The sequence below is a fragment of the Saccharopolyspora sp. 6V genome, assembly GCF_020176785.1.
GTDB classification, from domain to species: Bacteria; Actinomycetota; Actinomycetes; order Mycobacteriales; family Pseudonocardiaceae; genus Saccharopolyspora_C; species Saccharopolyspora_C gregorii.
Window position 1 is genome coordinate 1 of the sequence record NZ_JAIUKB010000153.1, and the last position, 17,554, is coordinate 17,554.

Here is a 17,554-nt window from a genome sequence, read left to right on the forward strand (position 1 = left end):
GGGGGGGGGGCGGCGGACGCGACGGGCGCGGACGGGGCGGCGAAGGACGCGGGCGGTGCGGGGGTGCTGGGCCCGCCGGCGGCCTTGATCAGGTCCTCGCCGGGGATGCGCGCCTTGACCTGGCTGGTCGGGTTGATCTGCAGGTCCATGCCGGTGGGGCCGCGCTCGACGAGCTGCCTGCCGGTCATCCGCTGCCAGCTGGTCCAGTTCGCGGGCAGGTAGCCCTCGGAGGTGAACAGCTGCAGCTGCCGCCTGCCGGACTCGTGGTCCATCGTGAACAGCCCGCTGCCCTGCGGCTGCGCGAACAGGATCAGCTCGGCGTCGAGCAGTGCGGCGAACAGGGTGGGCGCCTGGGCGTAGCCGGTGGTGGTCAGCTGCAGGGCGCGTTCGACGTCGTTGGTCGGCGCGGGCAGCCGCAGCGCGACGGGGGAGGGGCGGTAGTTCGGGTTGGACGAGAAGTCCTCGGTGAGCTCACCGCGCTCGTCGACCCGGTAGCCGCCGATGAAGCCCCAGGGCGGGACCTCGGAGCTGGGGTCGCTGAAGATCGGATCCACCACGTACAGCCAGGTGTTCGGCTGCTTGGCGGCCTGTTCGCGCATGGCCGGCGTGATCACCGGCCGGCTCGGCTGCTGGGTGTTCATCTCCCGCACACGCCCCCGACTTGTCGTTGCACCTTGATCCTTGCCGCCGAGGTTCACTGGCTCACCCGAAAGTGTGGTTTCGCGCCGCGATTCCGCTCGGCTGCGCTGCGACGCGCCGCCGTCGCGTAGTTGATCCGCACTCTCTCATGGCCACTTGGGGTGAAGTTTAGTGTTCCGCCAAAACACCCTGAGTCAGCGATCCCGCTCTCCGCCGGAGGTGGGAGGAACGGGGAGGCAGCGGACGAAACGGGCCGCCCGGCGACGGCCGGAGGTCGGGGTTTCCCGCCGCCGCCGGGCCTGTGGTGCGCCCGTGCTCGCCGGCCGCACGGGCCGCATCCTGCCCGCGCACAGGCGCGCGGGGCCGGACTCGGCGGAATTCCGCACGAACGCGCGGGACGGCTGCGCCACTCGGCGGTGCGCGCTGCGCCGAACGCGGCGCGGGCAGCGGGGTTCAGGCCGCGCCGGAACCGAGCTCGGTGCGGTCGAGCACTTCGCGGTAGCGGGTCAGCACGAGCTCGGCGACGGTTCCCGCCGCCGCCATCGGTGCGCCGATCAGCGCGTCCGGGGCGTGCGCGCGGGCCGCGTCCACGACCCGGTCGGTCAGCAGCCCTGGCGCCAGGAACCAGAACCCGACGGCGATCCGCCGGGCACCGCGCTCCCGGAGTCGCGCGATCGCCGCCGGGACGTCCGGCTCGGCGGCGGTGGCGAACGCGGCGACCGCGCCCGCCCACGAATGCCGCGCCTGCCACCGCTCGGCGACCTGGGCGACGAGCCGGTTCGCCGGGGCGTGTGCCGAACCGACCCCGGCCAGCACCACGCCGAGCTCCGGATCGCCGCCGTCGACGCCGACCTCCCGCAGCCGGTCCAGCGCGGCCGACTCCAGCAGCGGGTCCGGTCCGAGCACGTCCGCCGTGCGCAGGCTCAGCCCGGGCAACCGCGCGCCCGCCTCGGCCAGCACCGCGGGCAGGTCCACCTTCGCGTGGAACGCGCTGCCCAGCAGCAGCGGCACCACCACCGCCTCGCGGTGCCCGTCGGCGCGCACCGCCGCGAGCACGTCGCCCACCCGCGGCGCGGACAGGTCCAGGAACGCCGCCCGCACGTCCAGGTCCGGGCGCGGGGGGGGCACCGGGTCCAGCAAGGCGTGGACGGTGCGCGCCGAACGCGGGTCCCGGCTGCCGTGCGCGACGGCCACCAGCGCCGGTGCCAACCGGATCAGCTCGCGACCGCCGCCGCCAGCGGAGCCAGCGGCAACCCGATCAGCCCGGCGGCCAGCGTGGTGCCGTCCGCCGGATCGATCACCAGGAAGGAACCGGTGCGCCGCGACGCCGCGTACTCGTCGATCGGCAGCGGCTCCGCGGTGCGCAGCTGGACCCGGCCGATCTCGTTGAGCGCCAGCGAATCCGGGGCGTCCACCGCGACCAGCTCCTGCTCGTCGAAGCGCGCCGACAGCTCGGTCACCATCGCCTGCACGGTGCGGGTGCCGTGCTTGACCAGCACCCGGGCACCCGGCTGCAACGGCTTCTCCGCCAGCCAGCACACGGTGGCGTCGAGCTCGTCGGTGACCCGCGGCGCCGAGTCCGCGGCGGCGATCAGATCGCCCCGGGACAGGTCCACGTCGTCCTCCAGCAGCAGCGTCACCGAACGCCCCGCCGCCGCCCGCGGCGCCGGACCGTCCGGGGTGTCCACCTGGGACACCCGGGTGCGGATGCCCGCGGGCAGCACCACGACCTCGTCGCCCTGCGCCACCACGCCGGCCGCGACCTGGCCCGCGTAGCCGCGGTAGTCCGGGTGCTCCGCCGTGCGCGGCCGGATCACGTACTGCACCGGCATCCGGAACGGCGCGTCGAACGGGTCCGGGGCCACCGGCACCGTCTCCAGGTGCTCCAGCAGGGACGGGCCCGAGTACCAGGGCGTGTTCGCCGAGCGCTCCACCACGTTGTCGCCGTGCAGCGCCGACACCGGGATGGTGCGCACCGCGTCGTCGGCGTAGCCCAGCGCGCGGGCGTGCCCGGCGAACTCGGCGGCGATCCGCTCGTGCACCGCGGCGTCGAAGTCCACCATGTCGATCTTGTTGATGGCCAGCACCAGCCGCGGCACGCCGAGCAGCGCCAGCACCGCCGCGTGCCTGCGGGTCTGCTCGATGACGCCCTTGCGCGCGTCCACCAGCAGGATCGCCAGCTGCGCCGTCGACGCGCCGGTCACCGTGTTGCGGGTGTACTGCACGTGTCCCGGGGTGTCGGCCAGCACGAAGCTCCGCTGCGGCGTGGCGAAGTACCGGTAGGCCACGTCGATCGTGATGCCCTGCTCGCGCTCCGCGCGCAGCCCGTCCACCAGCAGCGACAGGTCCGGGGTCTGCAGCCCGCGGTCCGCGCTGGCCCGGTGCACCGCGTCCAGCTGGTCCGCCAGCACCGACTTCGTGTCGTGCAGCAGCCTGCCCACCAGCGTCGACTTCCCGTCGTCCACCGAACCGGCTGTGGCCAGCCGCAGCAGGTCCGTGTGCACCGGCAGCACCACCTCGGTGCCGGAATCCGGTGCGGTGCGGGTCGTGGTCTCGGTCATCAGAAGTAGCCCTCCCGCTTGCGGTCCTCCATCGCGGCCTCCGACATCCGGTCGTCGGCCCGCGTCGCGCCGCGCTCGGTGAGCCGGCTCGCGGCGACCTCCGCGATCACGTCGTCCACCGTGTACGCCTCGGACTCCACCGCGCCGGTGCACGAGCCGTCGCCGACCGTGCGGTACCGCACGACCTTCTCCTCGACGGTCTCGCCCTCGCGCGGCCCGCCCCACGGGCCCGAGGTCAGCCACATGCCGTCGCGCAGGTGCACCTGGCGGCGGTGCGCGTAGTAGATCTCCGGCAGGGCGATCTTCTCGCGCTGGATGTAGCGCCAGATGTCGAGCTCCGTCCAGTTCGACAGCGGGAACACCCGCACGTGCTCACCGGGCCGGTGCCTGCCGTTGTAGAGGTTCCACAGCTCCGGGCGCTGCCGCCGCGGGTCCCACTGGCCGAAGGCGTTGCGCAGGCTGAAGATGCGCTCCTTGGCCCGCGCCCGCTCCTCGTCGCGCCTGCCGCCGCCGAACACCGCGTCGAACTTGTTCTCGGTGATCCCGTCCAGCAGCGGCGTCGTCTGCAGCGGGTTGCGGATGCCGTCCGGGCGCTCGGCGAGCCTGCCGTCGTCGATGTAGTCCTGCACCGAGGACACCACCAGCCGCAGGTCGTGCTCCGCCACGAGCCGGTCCCGGAACTCGATGACCTCGTCGAAGTTGTGCCCGGTGTCCACGTGCAGCAGCGGGAACGGCACCGGCGCCGGCCGGAACGCCTTGATCGCCAGGTGCACCAGCACCGTCGAGTCCTTGCCACCGGAGAACAGGATCACCGGGCGGTCGAACTCCCCGGCCACCTCGCGGAAGATGTGGATGGCCTCGGACTCCAAGGCGTCCAGGTTGTCGACCTGCGGAGGTGCCCCCGTGGACACCGGGTCCTGCGGCAGGTCGAGCTGCTGCTCGGCGGTCATACCCATCCTCTCCGGGTGTGCTTGCTCAGTGGGCGCTGCGCGGTGATCAGCCGTGCAGGCCGCATTCGGTCTTCGACGTGCCCGCCCAGCGGCCGCTGCGCGGATCGGCACCCGGCGCGGGCTTCGCCGTGCACGGCGCGCAGCCGATCGACGGGTAGCCGGCGGGCACCAGCGGGTTCACCAGCACCCCGTGCCGCTCGATGTAGGAGTCCATCTCCTCGTCGCTCCACGGCGCGATCGGGTTGATCTTGACCAGGCCGTTGCGGTCGTCCCAGGTCACGATCGGCGTGCCCGCCCGCGTCGGGGCCTCCACCCGGCGCACGCCGGTCACCCACGCCTCGTAGCGGGCCAGCGTGTTGCGCAGCGGCACCACCTTGCGCAGGAAGCAGCAGCGGCCCGGGTCGCGGTCGTGCAGCTTCGGACCCTCCGCGGCGTCCTGCTCGGCGACCGACTGCTCCGCCTTCGCGTCGACGATGTTCACGTCGTAGACCTGGGCGACCGCGTCGCGGGTGCCGATCGTCTCGGCGAAGTGGTAGCCGGTCTCCAGGAACAGCACGTCGACTCCCGGCTGCGCCTTCGCCGCCAGGTCCACCAGCACCGCGTCCTGCATGTTCGAGGCGACGATCAGGCCGTCGCCGAAGGTGTCCGCGGCCCAGCGCAGCGCCTCCTCGGCGCTCGCCTCCGCCAGCCGCGGGGCGGCCTCCTCGACCAGCGCGCGCAGCTCCTCGTCGCTGCGGCGCACGCCCAGGCCGGTGGGGAAGTCGGTGGTGGTGGTCTCGGCAGTCATGGGATCTCCGTCTCCTCAGCCGCTCGCCAGTCCGACGAGCCGAACGGTGAACACCCGCAGGCACGCCTCGCACTTCCAGGCGCCCGCGGGTTCGGCCTGCGGAACCAGTTCCTCGTCCCCGCAATACGGGCAGTAGAACGGGACCGCCCGACCCTCCGGGGCGGCCCCGCCTTCCGGTCCGGACGTCACTTGAGCGCGTCCTCGTCGGCCCGCGCCACCCACTGGGCGAAGCGCTCGCCCTCCGTGCGCTGGCCCAGGTAGTTGCGCACCAGGCGCTCCACGTAGTCACCGAGGTCCGCCGAGGTCACCTTGTGCCCGCGGATCTTGCGGCCGAACCCGGCGTCCAGGCCGAGCCCGCCGCCCAGGTGCACCTGGAAGCCCTCCACCTGGTTGCCCTCGTCGTCGCGCACCATCTGCCCCTTGAGGCCGATGTCCGCGGTCTGCGTGCGGGCGCACGCGTTCGGGCAGCCGTTCAGGTTGATCGTCACCGGGTCCCGGACGTCGCCCTGCACGTCCGCCAGCCGCTGCTCCAGATCACCGATCAGGTCGATGGCGCGCTGCTTGGTCTCGACGATCGCCAGCTTGCAGAACTCGATGCCCGTGCACGCCATCACGTTGCGCCGCCACGGCGTCGGGGCGCTGTGCAGGCCCAGCTCCGCCAGGTCCGACACCAGGCCGTCGACCTGCTGCTGCGGCACGTCCAGCACCAGCAGGTTCTGCTCCACCGTGGTGCGCACCCGGGACGAGCCGACGCGCTCCGCGGCCTTCGCGATCTCCACCAGGGTCGACCCGCTGACCCGGCCCGCCTGCGACTTCACGCCCACGTAGAAGTTGCCGTCGACCTGCGGGTTCACCCCGAGGTGGTCGCGGTGCCCGCCCGGCGTCTCCGGCGCAGGCCCGTCCAGCAGCTTGCGGCCCAGGTACTCGTCCTCGATGACCTGCCGCGTCTTCTCCGCACCCCAGTCGTCCACCAAGAACTTCAACCGGGCCCGGTGCCGCAGCCTGCGGTAGCCGTAGTCGCGGAACAGGGAGGTCACCGCGTGCCAGACCTCGGCGGCCTCCTCGATCGGCACCCACGCGCCCAGCCGCACCGCCAGCTTCGGGTTCGTCGACAGCCCGCCGCCGACCCACAGGTCGAAACCGGGGCCGTGCTCCGGGTGCACCACGCCGACCAGCGAGATGTCGTTGATCTCGGGGACCGTGTCCCAGCGCGGCGACCCGCTGATCGCGGTCTTGAACTTCCGCGGCAGGTTCGACAGCGACTTGTCCCCGATGTAGCGCTCGGTGATCTCCTTGATCGCCGGGGTGGCGTCGATGATCTCGTCCGCGGCGACCCCCGCCACCGGCGAACCCAGCAGCACGCGCGGGCAGTCCCCGCACGCCTCCGTCGTGTAGAGGCCCACCGCCTCCAGCTTCTCCCAGATCGTGGGCACGTCCTCGACCCGGATCCAGTGCAGCTGGATGTTCTGCCGGTCGGTGATGTCCGCGGTGTCCCGGGCGTAGGTCTGCGAGATCTCGCCGATCACCCGCAGCTGCTCCGTGGTCAGCGCCCCGCCGTCCACGCGCACCCGCATCATGAAGTAGGAGGCGTCGAGCTCCTCCGGCTCGATGGTGCCCGTGCGCGCGCCCGGAATGCCCTCGGCGCGCTGCGTGTACAGGCCCCACCAGCGGAACCGGCCGCGCAGGTCGGCCGGATCGATCGACGCGAAACCGCCGTGCTGGTAGATCGTCTCGATGCGGTGGCGGACGTTGAGCGGGTTGTCGTCCTTCTTCGAGCGCTCGTTGGCGTTCAACGGCTCCCGGTAGCCGAGCGCCCACTGCCCCTCACCACGCGTCTTGCCCTTGCGGGCTGGGGTGCGGCGCTCGGTGCGGCTCTGAGCTTCCGTCGGGGGGACCATGGCCCGACCTCCGTGGTGGTGGATGAGGCGCTCGCGACCACACCGCGCGGAGCCCACGGAAGAAGGGGCGTTCGCAGTCGGCGTGCTCCCGGCGCCGACTGGACAGTTCGGAACGCAGCGGCGGGATCAGCCCGTGGAACGGCACAGCGCGCTGGAGACTCGTCGCAGATCCACGTAGCGACGAGCGACCAGCAGCAACTTCGCAGGCGCACCCATGACGGCCAGCGTGCCACGCGTCCACCCTGTGGTCCAACATCAACCGAATACTGAGACGTGGGTCAAAAAGCGGTGTTCGCGGATCGTGTTTCGTGGTGGCGCGGTGGCGGAACCTCAGCTGCTCGCTCGCTGCGGGATCGTTTTCACCGGTGGCTCCGCCACAGGCGAAAACGCTGTCCTCGCGAGCGAACAGCTGAGAACCCGCGGGTGGTCCTGTTGCTCGGGTGGTCGGCTGTTCATCGGCTTCGCCGCTGACGGGAAACGGATACGACCACAGCTGAGGACCCGCGGGTGGTCGCGCTGGGTGGGTGGTTGGTGGCTCAGGGGCTTCGGCGCTGGCGGGAAAGGCTCGCGGCCGGGGTGGTCCCGGGGTTTGGGAGACTGGGGGTGTGCCTTCGCAGCTTCCGCCGGGTGAGCCGGCTCCGTCGGACGGGTCACTGCCCGCCAGCGCCCTGAGCGGGCTCGGCGAGCGGCCGTTCGGCGTGTACGTGCACGTCCCGTTCTGCGCCACCCGCTGCGGCTACTGCGACTTCAACACCTACACCGCCGACGAGCTCGGCCCCACCGGTGGCTTCGCGGACTGGCTGGAGGCGCTGCGCGCCGAACTCGACCTCGGCGCCCGGGTGCTCGCCGCGGGCGGCGGGACCGTGCCCGCCGCGCAGACCGTGTTCGTCGGCGGCGGCACCCCCTCACTGCTCGGCGCCGACCGGCTCGCGGCCGTGGTGACCGCCGTCCGGAACTCCTTCGGGCTCACCGCCGACGCGGAGGTCACCACCGAGTCCAATCCCGAATCGACCTCGCCCGAGTTCTTCGCCGCCCTCCGCGACGGCGGCTACGACCGGGTGTCGCTGGGCATGCAGTCCGCCGCCGCGCACGTGCTGCGCGTCCTGGAGCGCAACCACACCCCCGGGCGCGCGGCCGACGCCGCGAAGGAAGCGCGGGCCGCCGGGTTCGAGCACGTCAACCTCGACCTCATCTACGGCACCCCGGGTGAGAGCGACGACGACCTGCGCGCCTCGCTGGCCGCGGTGCTCGACGCCGGGGTCGACCACGTCTCCGCCTACTCGCTGATCGTCGAGGACGGCACCGCGATGGCCCGCAAGGTCCGCCGCGGCGAGCTGCCGATGCCGGACGAGGACGTGCTCGCCGACCGCTACGAGATCATCGACTCGACGCTGTCCGGCCCCGGGCTGGGCTGGTACGAGGTCTCCAACTGGGCCACCGGCGAGTCCGCGCGCTGCGCGCACAACCTCGGCTACTGGCAGGGCGGCGACTGGTGGGGCGCCGGACCCGGCGCGCACAGCCACGTCGGCGGGGTGCGCTGGTGGAACGTCAAGCACCCCGCCCGCTACTCGGCGCTGCTCGCCGACGGCCGCTCGCCCGCGCACGCCCGCGAACTGCTCGACGACGAGGACCGGCGCATCGAGCGGATCATGCTGGAGCTGCGCGTCGCCGAAGGCGTCCCCACGTCCGCGCTCACCTCCGACGGCGTGCTCGCCGCGAAGGAGGCCGTCGCCGACGGGCTGCTGCGCGCCGACGCGCTCGACGCCGGCCGCTGCGCGCTCACCGACCGCGGCAGGCTGCTCGCCGACGCCGTCGTCCAGCGCCTGCTGTGACCGTTCTCCCACCCCGCTGCCCGGCGGGTGCGGCCCCGCCCGGCTCGCGGCGTCGGAACACGGGTTCGAGGACCGTAAACTCGACGGTGACGAGCACCGCGAGCGGTGCGCGGCGTGGCGTGATGCGGAGGTGACGAGGTGAACGCCGATCAACGGCGGTTCGAGGTCCTGCGGGCGATCGTGGCCGACTTCGTGTCGACGAACGAACCGGTCGGGTCCAAGGCCCTGGTCGACCGGCACAACCTGGGCGTCTCCAGCGCCACCGTGCGCAACGACATGGCCGCCCTGGAGGAGGAAGGCCTCATCGTCCAGCCGCACACCAGCGCCGGACGCGTGCCGACCGACGCCGGGTACCGGCTGTTCGTGGACCGGCTGCACGAGATCAAACCGCTCACCGCGGCCGAGCGGCGGGCCATCGGCGCCTTCCTGGAGGGCGCCCTCGACCTCGACGACGTGATGCGCCGCAGCGTGCGGCTGCTCGCGCAGCTCACCCAGCAGGTCGCCGTCGTGCAGTACCCCACGCTGACCCGCTCCACGGTGCGCCACGTCGAGGTCGTCACCATCACCCCGGCCCGCCTGATGCTGGTGCTCATCACCGACACCGGCCGGGTGGACCAGCGGATGGTCGACCTCGGCGACGTGATCAGCGACGACGACGTGGCGCGGATGCGCAACGTGCTGAACTCGGCGATGACCGAGAAGCGGCTCGCGGACGCCTCGGCGGCCGTGGCCGAACTGCCCGACCAATCACCGCCCGAACTGCGCGACGCCATGACGCGCGTCGCCAGCGTGCTCATCGAATCCCTCGTGGAACATCCCGAGGAACGCATGGTGCTCGGCGGCACCCCCAACCTGACCCGCAACGTCACCGACTTCCCCAACTCGCTGCGCCAAGTGCTCGAAGCGCTGGAGGAGCAGGTCGTGGTGCTGAAGCTGCTCGCGGCGGCCCGCGACTCGCGGACCGTGACGGTGCGCATCGGGATGGAGAACGAGGCCGCGGAGATGCAGACCACCTCGGTGGTGTCCACCGGCTACGGCACGCATGGGATGGTGCTGGGTGGCATGGGTGTCGTCGGCCCCACCCGGATGGACTATCCGGGAACCATGGCGGCGGTGCGTGCCGTTGCCGCTTACGTGGGTGAGATCCTGGCAGGCCGTTGACGCCTGACCGGGTGAATGGATCCACCCGCTGAACTCGCAGACCGAGCAGAGGAAGAACGCACAAGGTGGCCAGGGACTATTACGGGACCCTCGGGGTGGCCAAGGACGCTACGCCGGAGCAGATCAAGCGCGCGTACCGCAAGCTCGCCCGGGAATTGCACCCCGACGTGAACCAGGAAGCCGGTGCCCAGGAGCGGTTCCGCGATGTGACGACCGCCTACGAGGTGCTGTCCGACCCGAAGAAGCGCCAGGTCGTGGACCTCGGCGGCGACCCGCTCTCGCAGGGCGGTGGCGACGGCGGCATGGGTGGCGACCCGTTCGCCGGGTTCGGCGGTCTCGGCGACATCATGGACGCCTTCTTCGGCGGCTCCGGCGGCGGAGGCGGCGGGCGCGGCCCGCGCAGCCGGGTCCAGCCCGGATCCGACGCGCTGCTGCGGCTCGAACTCACCCTGGAGGAGTGCGCCAGCGGCGTGAACCGGGACATCACCGTGGACACCGCGGTGCTGTGCGACTCCTGCGACGGCGGTGGCTCCCGCGCGGGCAGCGCGCCCTCGACCTGCGACACCTGCGGTGGCCGCGGCGAGGTCCAGTCCGTGCAGCGGTCCTTCCTCGGCCAGGTCATGACCTCCCGCCCCTGCCCGGTGTGCCGCGGCTTCGGCGAGGTCATCACCGACCCGTGCCAGCAGTGCGGCGGCGACGGCCGGGTGCGCGAACGCCGCACCATCACCGTGAAGATCCCCGCGGGCGTCGGCGACGGCATGCGGGTGCGGCTCGCCGGTGAGGGCGAAGTGGGCCCCGGCGGCGGTCCGGCGGGCGACCTGTTCGTCGAAGTGGAGGAGCTGCCGCACGAGCGGTTCGTCCGCGACGGCGCCGACCTGCACTGCAACGTCGAAGTGCCGATGACCGCGGCGGCGCTGGGCACGGTGCTCACCCTGGTGACCCTGGACGGCACCGAGGAGCTCACCGTCGAACCCGGCACCCAGCCCGGCACCGAGCACGTGCTCACCGGCCGCGGGCTGCCGAAGCTGCGCTCCAACGGGCGGGTCAGCGGGCACGGCGACCTGCACGTGCACCTCGACGTCCAGGTGCCGACCCGGCTCGACGATGAGCAGGCCGAACTGCTGCGGCAGCTCGCGGCGCTGCGCGGCGAGGAGCAGCCGGAGCCGACGGTGACCGCGAACGGGAACGGGCAGCGCCAAGGCCTCTTCTCCCGCTTCAAGTCCTTCGGCCACAAGTGAGCCCGTTCCCGGACGGGGCCGAGTCCGGATCGTGATGTGGCGGGGCGGTCCACCGCCTCGCCCGGCACCAGTGCTGGTCAGAGTGGTTCGCCGGGTGTTCGCGGACTGCGCCGTCCCGGCGCGGTGCGTCACCGGATCGGAGCCAGGATCACGGGTTCGTGCGTTTTCCAGCGCGGACGGATGACGTGGGGTTACCGTGAAGCACACGCCTGGGGGTCACGGGTCGATCCCCTCAGGTGGCTCGCGGAGCGAGCCCAACCGGGCGCTCGCCGGACAACCCCCCCTCGGTCCGGCGAGGCCGCGCCGTAGCCGGGCAACCCCCAGCCCCACTACGGCGCGGCATCCGGTCGGGGGATCTCCCCGTGGCGGTCCCGGCGCAGGGGCGTTCGCCCGCGGGGCCGCTCGCGGCGGATAGCCTTCCCGGCATGACCGACAGCGACCTGGACTCCCTGTTCCTGCGCATCATCGCCGGCGAGATCCCCGCGGACGTCGTCCACGACTCCGAGCGCGTCCTCGCGATCCGCGACATCAACCCGCAGGCGCCCACCCACGTGCTCGTGGTGCCGAAGACCCGCTACCGCAACGCCGCCGAGCTCGCCACCGCCGAGCCGGACCTGCTGGCCGAGCTGGTGCGGGTGGCGGGGGAGATCGCCGAGCGCGAGGGCATCGCCGAATCCGGGTACCGGCTGCTGTTCAACACCAACGAGGACGCCGGGCAGACCATCTTCCACGTGCACCTGCACCTGCTGGGCGGCGAACCGCTCGGCGGCCTCACCGGCGGCCCGATCAAGGGCTAGGACGCCGCCGGGCGGCCGCCGGATCGGCGGCGCAACCGCCTCGCCGGTTGCTCTACCATCGATAGCAGGAACGACGACCGACTTCGCGCGCCGAGCGCAGAAAGCAGGCCCGAACACACGTGGCCGGAATCGCAGCGGGTGGATCCGCCCAGTCCGGACAGCAGCAGTCCAGGGACGACCAGCAGGACCGCGTACCGCAGGACGGGACCGAGCAGGACACGACCGCCCGGAACGGCACGACGCCGACCGGCACCGGCCCGGAACCCGAGCAGTCGAACCTCTCCGCCCAGCACCTGTCCGCGCAGCACGCGCGCGACCGGTCGGTGCAGTCGAAGGTGACGGTCCCGGACAGCGCGGTGCTCGCACTGGTCGGCACCCGCGACGCGAACCTGCGGGTCGTCGAGGAACTCCTCACCGCCGACGTGCACGTGCGCGGCAACGAGGTCACCCTCACCGGCGACCCGGCCGACGTGGCCTTCGGCGAACGGGTGTTCTCCGAGCTCATCACCGTGGTGGACAAGGGCGGCCAGCTCGGGCCGGACGCCGTGCGCCGCGTGGTGGGCATGCTCTCGGCCGACAGCGGTGAGTCGCCCGCCGCGGTGCTCAGCCTCGACATCCTGTCCCGGCGGGGCCGCACCATCCGCCCGAAGACGCTGAACCAGAAGCACTACGTGGACGCGATCGACCAGAACACCGTGGTGTTCGGCATCGGTCCCGCGGGCACCGGCAAGACCTACCTGGCGATGGCGAAGGCAGTGCAGGCGCTGCAGGCCAAGCAGGTCAACCGGATCATCCTGACCAGGCCCGCGGTCGAAGCGGGGGAGCGGCTCGGCTACCTGCCGGGCACGTTGTACGAGAAGATCGACCCGTACCTGCGGCCGCTGTACGACGCGCTGCACGACATGATCGACCCCGAGTCGGTGCCGCGGCTCACCCAGGCGGGCACCATCGAGGTCGCGCCGCTGGCGTACATGCGCGGGCGCACCCTCAACGACGCCTTCATCATCCTCGACGAAGCGCAGAACACCACGCCGGAGCAGATGAAGATGTTCCTGACCCGGCTCGGGTTCGGCTCCCGCATCGTGGTCACCGGCGACGTCACCCAGGTCGACCTGCCCGGTGGGCAGCGCAGCGGCCTGAAGGTCGTCCGGGAGATCCTCGACGGGGTCGACGACGTGCACTTCGCCGTGCTCGACAGCGGGGACGTGGTCCGTCACCGCCTGGTCACCGACATTGTCAACGCCTACGACCGCTGGCAGGCCGAGCAGGACGCGGACTCCGAGCAGTTCCCGCGCCGCTCCGGCCGCGGCGGTCAGTTCCGGGAACACGCATGAGCATCGAAATCGCCAACGAATCCGGGGTCGAGGTCGACGAGGGCACCATCGTGTCCGTCGCCCGCTACGCGCTGGACCGGATGAGCGTCAGCCAGCTCGCCGAGTTGTCCATCGTGCTGGTCGAGCTGAACGTCATGTCCGACCTGCACGAGCGCTGGATGGACCTGCCCGGCCCGACCGACGTGATGGCCTTCCCGATGGACGAGTACGACTCGTCCCGCCGCCCGGACGCGGCCGGTTCCGGGCCCGCGCTGCTCGGCGACATCGTGCTGTGCCCCGCGTTCGCGAAGGACCAGGCCCGCAAGGCCGGGCATCCGCTGATCGACGAACTGCACCTGCTCACGGTGCACGGGGTGCTGCACCTGCTCGGCTACGACCACGCGGAGCCGGAGGAGGAGCGCGAGATGTTCGGGCTGCAGAACCGGATCCTCGCCGACTACCGGACCGCTCGGGACGAGGCCGAGCGGGCCGCCGCGCAGCACGACGCGGACTCCCGCGTGCTGGGAACCGTGGGACTGGACCCGGGCACCGCGCCCGAGGTCCCCCGCGACTGAGGGGGAACGCGCACATGAGTTCGGCCGCACTGCTGGTGTGGGCTGTGCTGCTCGTCCTGGGGGCCGGGGTGTTCGCCGCCGCCGACGCGGCGGTCGGCAGCGCCTCCCGCGCCCGGGTGGAGGAGCTGCTGCGGGAGAACCGCAGCGGGGCCAGGCAGCTGGCGCTGGTGCTGGAGGACCGCCCGCGGCACGTCAACCTGCTGATTCTGCTGCGGCTGGCCTGCGAGCTGGGCGCCACCGTGCTGGTCGCGGTCGTGGTGCTGCGCGTGGTGGAGTCGGACGCGCTGGCGGCGCTGCTCGCGATCGTGATCATGTTGGTGGTCTCGTACGTGCTGGTCGGCGTCGGCCCGCGCACCATCGGCAGGCAGCACCCGTACGGGGTCGGCCTGGTGGTCGCGGCGCCGGTGCGGGTGCTGGCGCGGGTGCTGAACCCGCTGACCCGGCTGCTGATCCTGATCGGCAACGGCCTCACCCCCGGGCGCGGGTTCCGCGAGGGCCCGTTCTCCTCGGAGGTGGAGCTGCGCGAGCTGGTCGACCTGGCCGGGGAGCGCGGCGTCGTCGCCGCCGGGGAACGCGAGATGATCCACTCGGTGTTCGAGTTCGGCGACACCATCGCCCGCGAGGTGATGGTGCCCCGCACCGAGATCGTCTGGATCGAACGCGCCAAGTCCGCCCGCCAAGCCCTCGCGCTGTGCCTGCGCTCCGGGTTCTCCCGGGTGCCGGTGATCGGCGACAGCGTCGACGACGTGGTGGGCGTGGTGACGTTGCGCGACCTCACCCAGGCCCTCGCCGACGGCGGCGACCTGAACCAACCGGGGCCGGAGCTGGGCGAGCTGATGCGCCCGGCGAGCTTCGTGCCGGACACCAAGCGCCTCGACGAGCTGCTCAAGGAGATGCAGCTGTCCCGCAGCCACCTGGCCATCGCCGTCGACGAGTACGGCGGCACCGCGGGCCTGCTCACCATCGAGGACGTCATCGAGGAGATCGTCGGCGAGATCACCGACGAGTCCGACCTGGAGGAGCACCGCCCGATCGAGCACCTGGAGGACGGCACCGTCCGGGTCTCCTCCCGGCTGCCGGTGGAGGACCTCGGCGCGCTGTGCGGCGTGGAGCTGGACGGATCCGAGGTGGAGACCGTCGGCGGCCTGCTCGCCCAGCGCCTCGGCCGGGTTCCGCTGCCCGGTGCCGAAGCCGAGATCGAAGGACTCCGGTTGCGCGCCGAAGGCGGCAAGGACCACCGCGGCCGCATCCGCATCAACGCGCTGCTCGTGCGCCGCGCGAACGGCGAGCCCGCATCGCACCGCGGTGCCGACCAGGAAGGAAGCAGCACCCGTGGCTGAGCAAGCGCCCCCGCAGGAACTGGACGCCGAGGACGCCAAGATCGTGACGCTGGCCCGGTCGGCCCGCGCGCGCACCGGCGCCGCCGAAGGCGCCGCGGTCCGCGACACCGACGGCCGCACCTACGCCGCCTGCACCGTCGAGCTGCCCTCGCTGCGGCTGACCGCGCTGCAGGTGGCGGTGGCCACCGCGGCCGCCAGCGGTGCCGAAGGGCTGGAGGCGGCCGCCGTCGTCACCGACGCCGCCGAGGTCTCCGCCGACTCCGTCGCCGCCGTCCGCGACCTCACCGCCGCCGCGCCGGTGCTGCGCGCCGACGCCGCGGGCGAGGTCCGGGGCGTGCTGCGCTGAACACCTGGTGAACGGCCCGCCCGCCGCCTCCGCCGGGGCGGGTGGGCCGCTCACCTCGTCGTCCGGCGACAATGGGCGGGTGAGCAGCACTCCAGATGCCCCCGCCGAACACCGCTCCGGGTTCGCGTGCTTCGTCGGCCGCCCCAACGCCGGCAAGTCCACGCTGACCAACGCGCTGGTCGGTTCGAAGGTGGCGATCACCTCCAGCAAGCCCCAGACCACCCGCCACGCGATCCGCGGGATCGTGCACCGGCCCGACGCCCAGCTGATCATCGTGGACACGCCGGGCCTGCACCGGCCGCGCACCCTGCTCGGCCAGCGGCTCAACGACCTCGTCTACGAGACCTGGTCCGAAGTGGACGTCGTCGGGTTCTGCGTGCCCGCGGACCAGAAGGTCGGGCCCGGCGACAAGTTCATCGCCGAGCAGCTCAAGAAGGTCGCCCGCCGCACCCCGGTGCTCGGCGTCATCACCAAGACCGACCTGGCCACCAAGCAGCAGGTCGCCGAGCAGCTGCTCGCCCTGCAGCAGGTGATGGACTTCGCCGATCTGGTCCCGGTGTCCGCTGTGGACTCCTACCAGATGGACACCCTCGGTGACCTGCTGGTGGGTCACCTGCCGGAAGGCCCGCAGCTGTACCCGGACGGCGAGCTCACCGACGAGCCGGAGGAGACGCTGATCGCGGAGATGATCCGCGAGGCCGCGCTGGAAGGCGTGCGCGACGAGCTCCCGCACTCGCTGGCCGTCCGCATCGAGGAGATGAACCAGCGCGAGGACCGCGACGACCTGGTGGACGTGCACGCGATCGTCTACGTGGAGCGGCAGAGCCAGAAGTCGATCGTGATCGGCCGCAAGGGCGAGCGGCTGCGCGAGGTCGGGTCCAACGCTCGCCAGCACATCCAGAAGCTGCTGGGCAGCAAGATCTACCTGGACCTGCACGTGAAGGTCGCCAAGGACTGGCAGCGCGACCCGAAGCAGCTGCGGAGGCTGGGATTCTGATCCCGCGGAGTTTGACTTCGCAACGGACTGCGCAAGATTTCCCGGATCGGCCGCGGTGGCGAGTTGCGCTCGGGTAATTTCCTGCCCGGCCTCCTCAGAGCGCTGCCATTCCACCCGATCGAAGGATTGTCTCCGTGACCAACCCGTATGGCGGGCCGCCGTCCGGCCCGCAGCCGCAGCAGCCCTACGGGCAACAGCCGTACCCGCAGTCGGGAGGCCAGCCCCAGCAGCCCTATCCGCAGTCCGGCCCGATGCCGCAACAGCCCGCGCCCTACGGCCAGCAGCCGTACGGCCAGCAGCCCTACGGTCAGCAGCCGTACGGCCAGCCGGGCTACGGTCAGCAGCCCCAGCAGCCGTACGGCCAGCCGGGCTACGGCTACGGGCACCCCGGGCCGTTCTCCGAGTGGGGGACCCGGGTGCTGGGGTACCTGATCGACGGGGCGCTCGTCGGCGTGCCCTACCTGATCGTCTACGGGATCACCTTCGCGAGCGTCATGGGCTCCGCTTCGTCGATCACCACCGAAGCCGAAGCGCTGTCCATGATCAGCACCGTGTACACGGTCCTCGGGATCTTCGGGCTGATCGCGATGGCGTTCAACATCTGGAACCTCTGCTACAAGCGCGGGACCACCGGGCAGACCATCGGGCAGAAGATCGTCAAGATCAAGACCGTCAGCGAGGAGACCGGGCAGCCCCTCGGCTTCGGCGGCGCGTTCCTGCGCCAGCTCTGCCACGTCCTGGACGGGCTTCCCTGCTCGATCGGCTTCCTCGCCCCGCTGTGGGAGCAGAAGAACCAGACCTGGGCCGACAAGATCGTCAAGTCCGTCGTCGTCCCGGCCGACCCCGCGCCGACCAGCGGCTACCCGCAGCAGCCCGGCTACCCGGCGCAGCCCGGGTACCCGCAGCAGGGCGGTTACCCCCAGCAGGGCGGTTACCCGGGCCAGCAGCAGCCCGGTTACCCGCAGCAGCCGCCGCAGCAGTGGTGAGCATCGAGTGAGCGGGCTGCTGCGAGCGGCCACCTCCCCGCTTCGTCGCGGGGGCCGGACGACCCGCCTCGCGGCGGGAGCCGGGGCGCTCGGCTTGGTGCTGAGCGCCGGACTCGTCCCGCTGCCCTGCCCGC

General features: G+C 72.1%; 18 protein-coding genes. 10 read left to right on the top strand and 8 right to left on the bottom strand.

Translation table 11 applies throughout. The annotated features are described in order from the left end of the window. The 8 genes from LCD35_RS25645 to LCD35_RS30820 form a co-directional block, all read right to left on the bottom strand. A partial coding sequence (locus LCD35_RS25645; protein WP_225045086.1) for a type VII secretion system-associated protein occupies window positions 1-641 on the bottom strand: 641 nt, incomplete at its 3' end. 451 nt (window positions 642-1,092) lie between these two features. After that, a complete protein-coding gene (locus LCD35_RS25650; RefSeq protein WP_225045087.1) occupies window positions 1,093-1,848 on the bottom strand; it encodes a sirohydrochlorin chelatase in 756 nt (251 codons plus the stop codon). A 5-nt stretch (window positions 1,849-1,853) separates the two neighbouring features. Next, window positions 1,854-3,200: a sulfate adenylyltransferase subunit 1 gene (locus LCD35_RS25655; protein ID WP_224966322.1), complete on the bottom strand. Its 1,347-nt coding sequence runs from the start codon at window positions 3,198-3,200 to the stop codon at window positions 1,854-1,856. After that, entirely contained in the window at window positions 3,200-4,150 is a 951-nt protein-coding gene (cysD, locus tag LCD35_RS25660; RefSeq protein WP_225045088.1) for a sulfate adenylyltransferase subunit CysD, read from the bottom strand. Before cysD ends, LCD35_RS25655 begins: the two co-directional genes overlap by 1 nt. Before the next feature lie 46 nt (window positions 4,151-4,196). Continuing rightward, window positions 4,197-4,937, bottom strand: a complete 741-nt coding sequence (locus LCD35_RS25665; RefSeq protein ID WP_224962666.1) for a phosphoadenylyl-sulfate reductase — start codon at window positions 4,935-4,937, stop codon at window positions 4,197-4,199. A gap of 15 nt (window positions 4,938-4,952) precedes the next feature. Continuing rightward, entirely contained in the window at window positions 4,953-5,126 is a 174-nt protein-coding gene (locus tag LCD35_RS25670) for a hypothetical protein (RefSeq protein ID WP_224962664.1), read from the bottom strand. After that, complete coding sequence (locus LCD35_RS25675; protein ID WP_225045089.1) at window positions 5,123-6,835, bottom strand: nitrite/sulfite reductase; 1,713 nt, start codon at window positions 6,833-6,835, stop codon at window positions 5,123-5,125. The genes LCD35_RS25670 and LCD35_RS25675 overlap by 4 nt, the downstream gene beginning before the upstream one ends. 126 nt (window positions 6,836-6,961) lie before the next feature. Next, window positions 6,962-7,051 carry a putative leader peptide gene (locus tag LCD35_RS30820; protein WP_358434363.1) on the bottom strand — a complete coding sequence of 30 codons (90 nt, stop codon included), beginning with the start codon at window positions 7,049-7,051 and terminating at the stop codon, window positions 6,962-6,964. A gap of 389 nt (window positions 7,052-7,440) precedes the next feature. On the opposite strand from LCD35_RS30820, the gene hemW reads away from it, so the two are divergent. The 10 genes from hemW (at window position 7,441) to LCD35_RS25725 (ending at window position 17,420) form a co-directional block, all read left to right on the top strand. Continuing rightward, on the top strand, window positions 7,441-8,667 hold the full coding sequence (gene hemW, locus LCD35_RS25680) for a radical SAM family heme chaperone HemW (RefSeq protein ID WP_225045090.1): 1,227 nt from the start codon (window positions 7,441-7,443) through the stop codon (window positions 8,665-8,667). 138 nt (window positions 8,668-8,805) lie between these two features. Beyond that, complete coding sequence (gene hrcA / locus LCD35_RS25685; protein ID WP_224962658.1) at window positions 8,806-9,828, top strand: heat-inducible transcriptional repressor HrcA; 1,023 nt, start codon at window positions 8,806-8,808, stop codon at window positions 9,826-9,828. Window positions 9,829-9,893: 65 nt separating this feature from the next. After that, window positions 9,894-11,066, top strand: coding sequence for a molecular chaperone DnaJ (gene dnaJ / locus LCD35_RS25690; protein WP_224966324.1), 1,173 nt, complete (start codon window positions 9,894-9,896; stop codon window positions 11,064-11,066). Between the two features lie 425 nt (window positions 11,067-11,491). Next, window positions 11,492-11,863 (top strand): histidine triad nucleotide-binding protein, encoded by a 372-nt coding sequence (locus LCD35_RS25695; RefSeq protein WP_224959452.1) that lies wholly within the window; start codon window positions 11,492-11,494, stop codon window positions 11,861-11,863. A gap of 293 nt (window positions 11,864-12,156) precedes the next feature. Further along, complete coding sequence (locus tag LCD35_RS25700; protein ID WP_224959453.1) at window positions 12,157-13,197, top strand: PhoH family protein; 1,041 nt, start codon at window positions 12,157-12,159, stop codon at window positions 13,195-13,197. After that, the gene (ybeY, locus tag LCD35_RS25705; protein ID WP_224959451.1) at window positions 13,194-13,751 is read left to right on the top strand and encodes an rRNA maturation RNase YbeY; all 558 of its coding nucleotides are present in this window, start codon (window positions 13,194-13,196) and stop codon (window positions 13,749-13,751) included. The genes LCD35_RS25700 and ybeY overlap by 4 nt, the downstream gene beginning before the upstream one ends. 14 nt (window positions 13,752-13,765) lie before the next feature. Next, entirely contained in the window at window positions 13,766-15,091 is a 1,326-nt protein-coding gene (locus LCD35_RS25710) for a hemolysin family protein (protein ID WP_224966325.1), read from the top strand. Continuing rightward, window positions 15,084-15,437, top strand: a complete 354-nt coding sequence (locus LCD35_RS25715; RefSeq protein ID WP_225045091.1) for a cytidine deaminase — start codon at window positions 15,084-15,086, stop codon at window positions 15,435-15,437. Before LCD35_RS25710 ends, LCD35_RS25715 begins: the two co-directional genes overlap by 8 nt. Window positions 15,438-15,516: 79 nt before the next feature. Next, window positions 15,517-16,434, top strand: a complete 918-nt coding sequence (gene era, locus LCD35_RS25720) for a GTPase Era (RefSeq protein WP_224959448.1) — start codon at window positions 15,517-15,519, stop codon at window positions 16,432-16,434. 134 nt (window positions 16,435-16,568) lie between these two features. Beyond that, window positions 16,569-17,420, top strand: a complete 852-nt coding sequence (locus LCD35_RS25725) for an RDD family protein (RefSeq protein ID WP_225045092.1) — start codon at window positions 16,569-16,571, stop codon at window positions 17,418-17,420. Window positions 17,421-17,554: the final 134 nt, after the last annotated feature.

Excerpts from the sequence above, each read along its gene's own strand:
- LCD35_RS25655 (WP_224966322.1), bottom strand. The coding sequence starts at position 3,200 with ATGACCGAGACCACGACCCGCACCGCACCGGATTCCGGCACCGAGGTG.
- cysD (WP_225045088.1), bottom strand. The coding sequence starts at position 4,150 with ATGACCGCCGAGCAGCAGCTCGACCTGCCGCAGGACCCGGTGTCCACG.
- LCD35_RS25665 (WP_224962666.1), bottom strand. The coding sequence starts at position 4,937 with ATGACTGCCGAGACCACCACCACCGACTTCCCCACCGGCCTGGGCGTG.
- LCD35_RS25675 (WP_225045089.1), bottom strand. The coding sequence starts at position 6,835 with ATGGTCCCCCCGACGGAAGCTCAGAGCCGCACCGAGCGCCGCACCCCA.
- LCD35_RS30820 (WP_358434363.1), bottom strand. The coding sequence starts at position 7,051 with ATGGGTGCGCCTGCGAAGTTGCTGCTGGTCGCTCGTCGCTACGTGGAT.
- LCD35_RS25695 (WP_224959452.1), top strand. The coding sequence starts at position 11,492 with ATGACCGACAGCGACCTGGACTCCCTGTTCCTGCGCATCATCGCCGGC.
- ybeY (WP_224959451.1), top strand. The coding sequence starts at position 13,194 with ATGAGCATCGAAATCGCCAACGAATCCGGGGTCGAGGTCGACGAGGGC.
- LCD35_RS25710 (WP_224966325.1), top strand. The coding sequence starts at position 13,766 with ATGAGTTCGGCCGCACTGCTGGTGTGGGCTGTGCTGCTCGTCCTGGGG.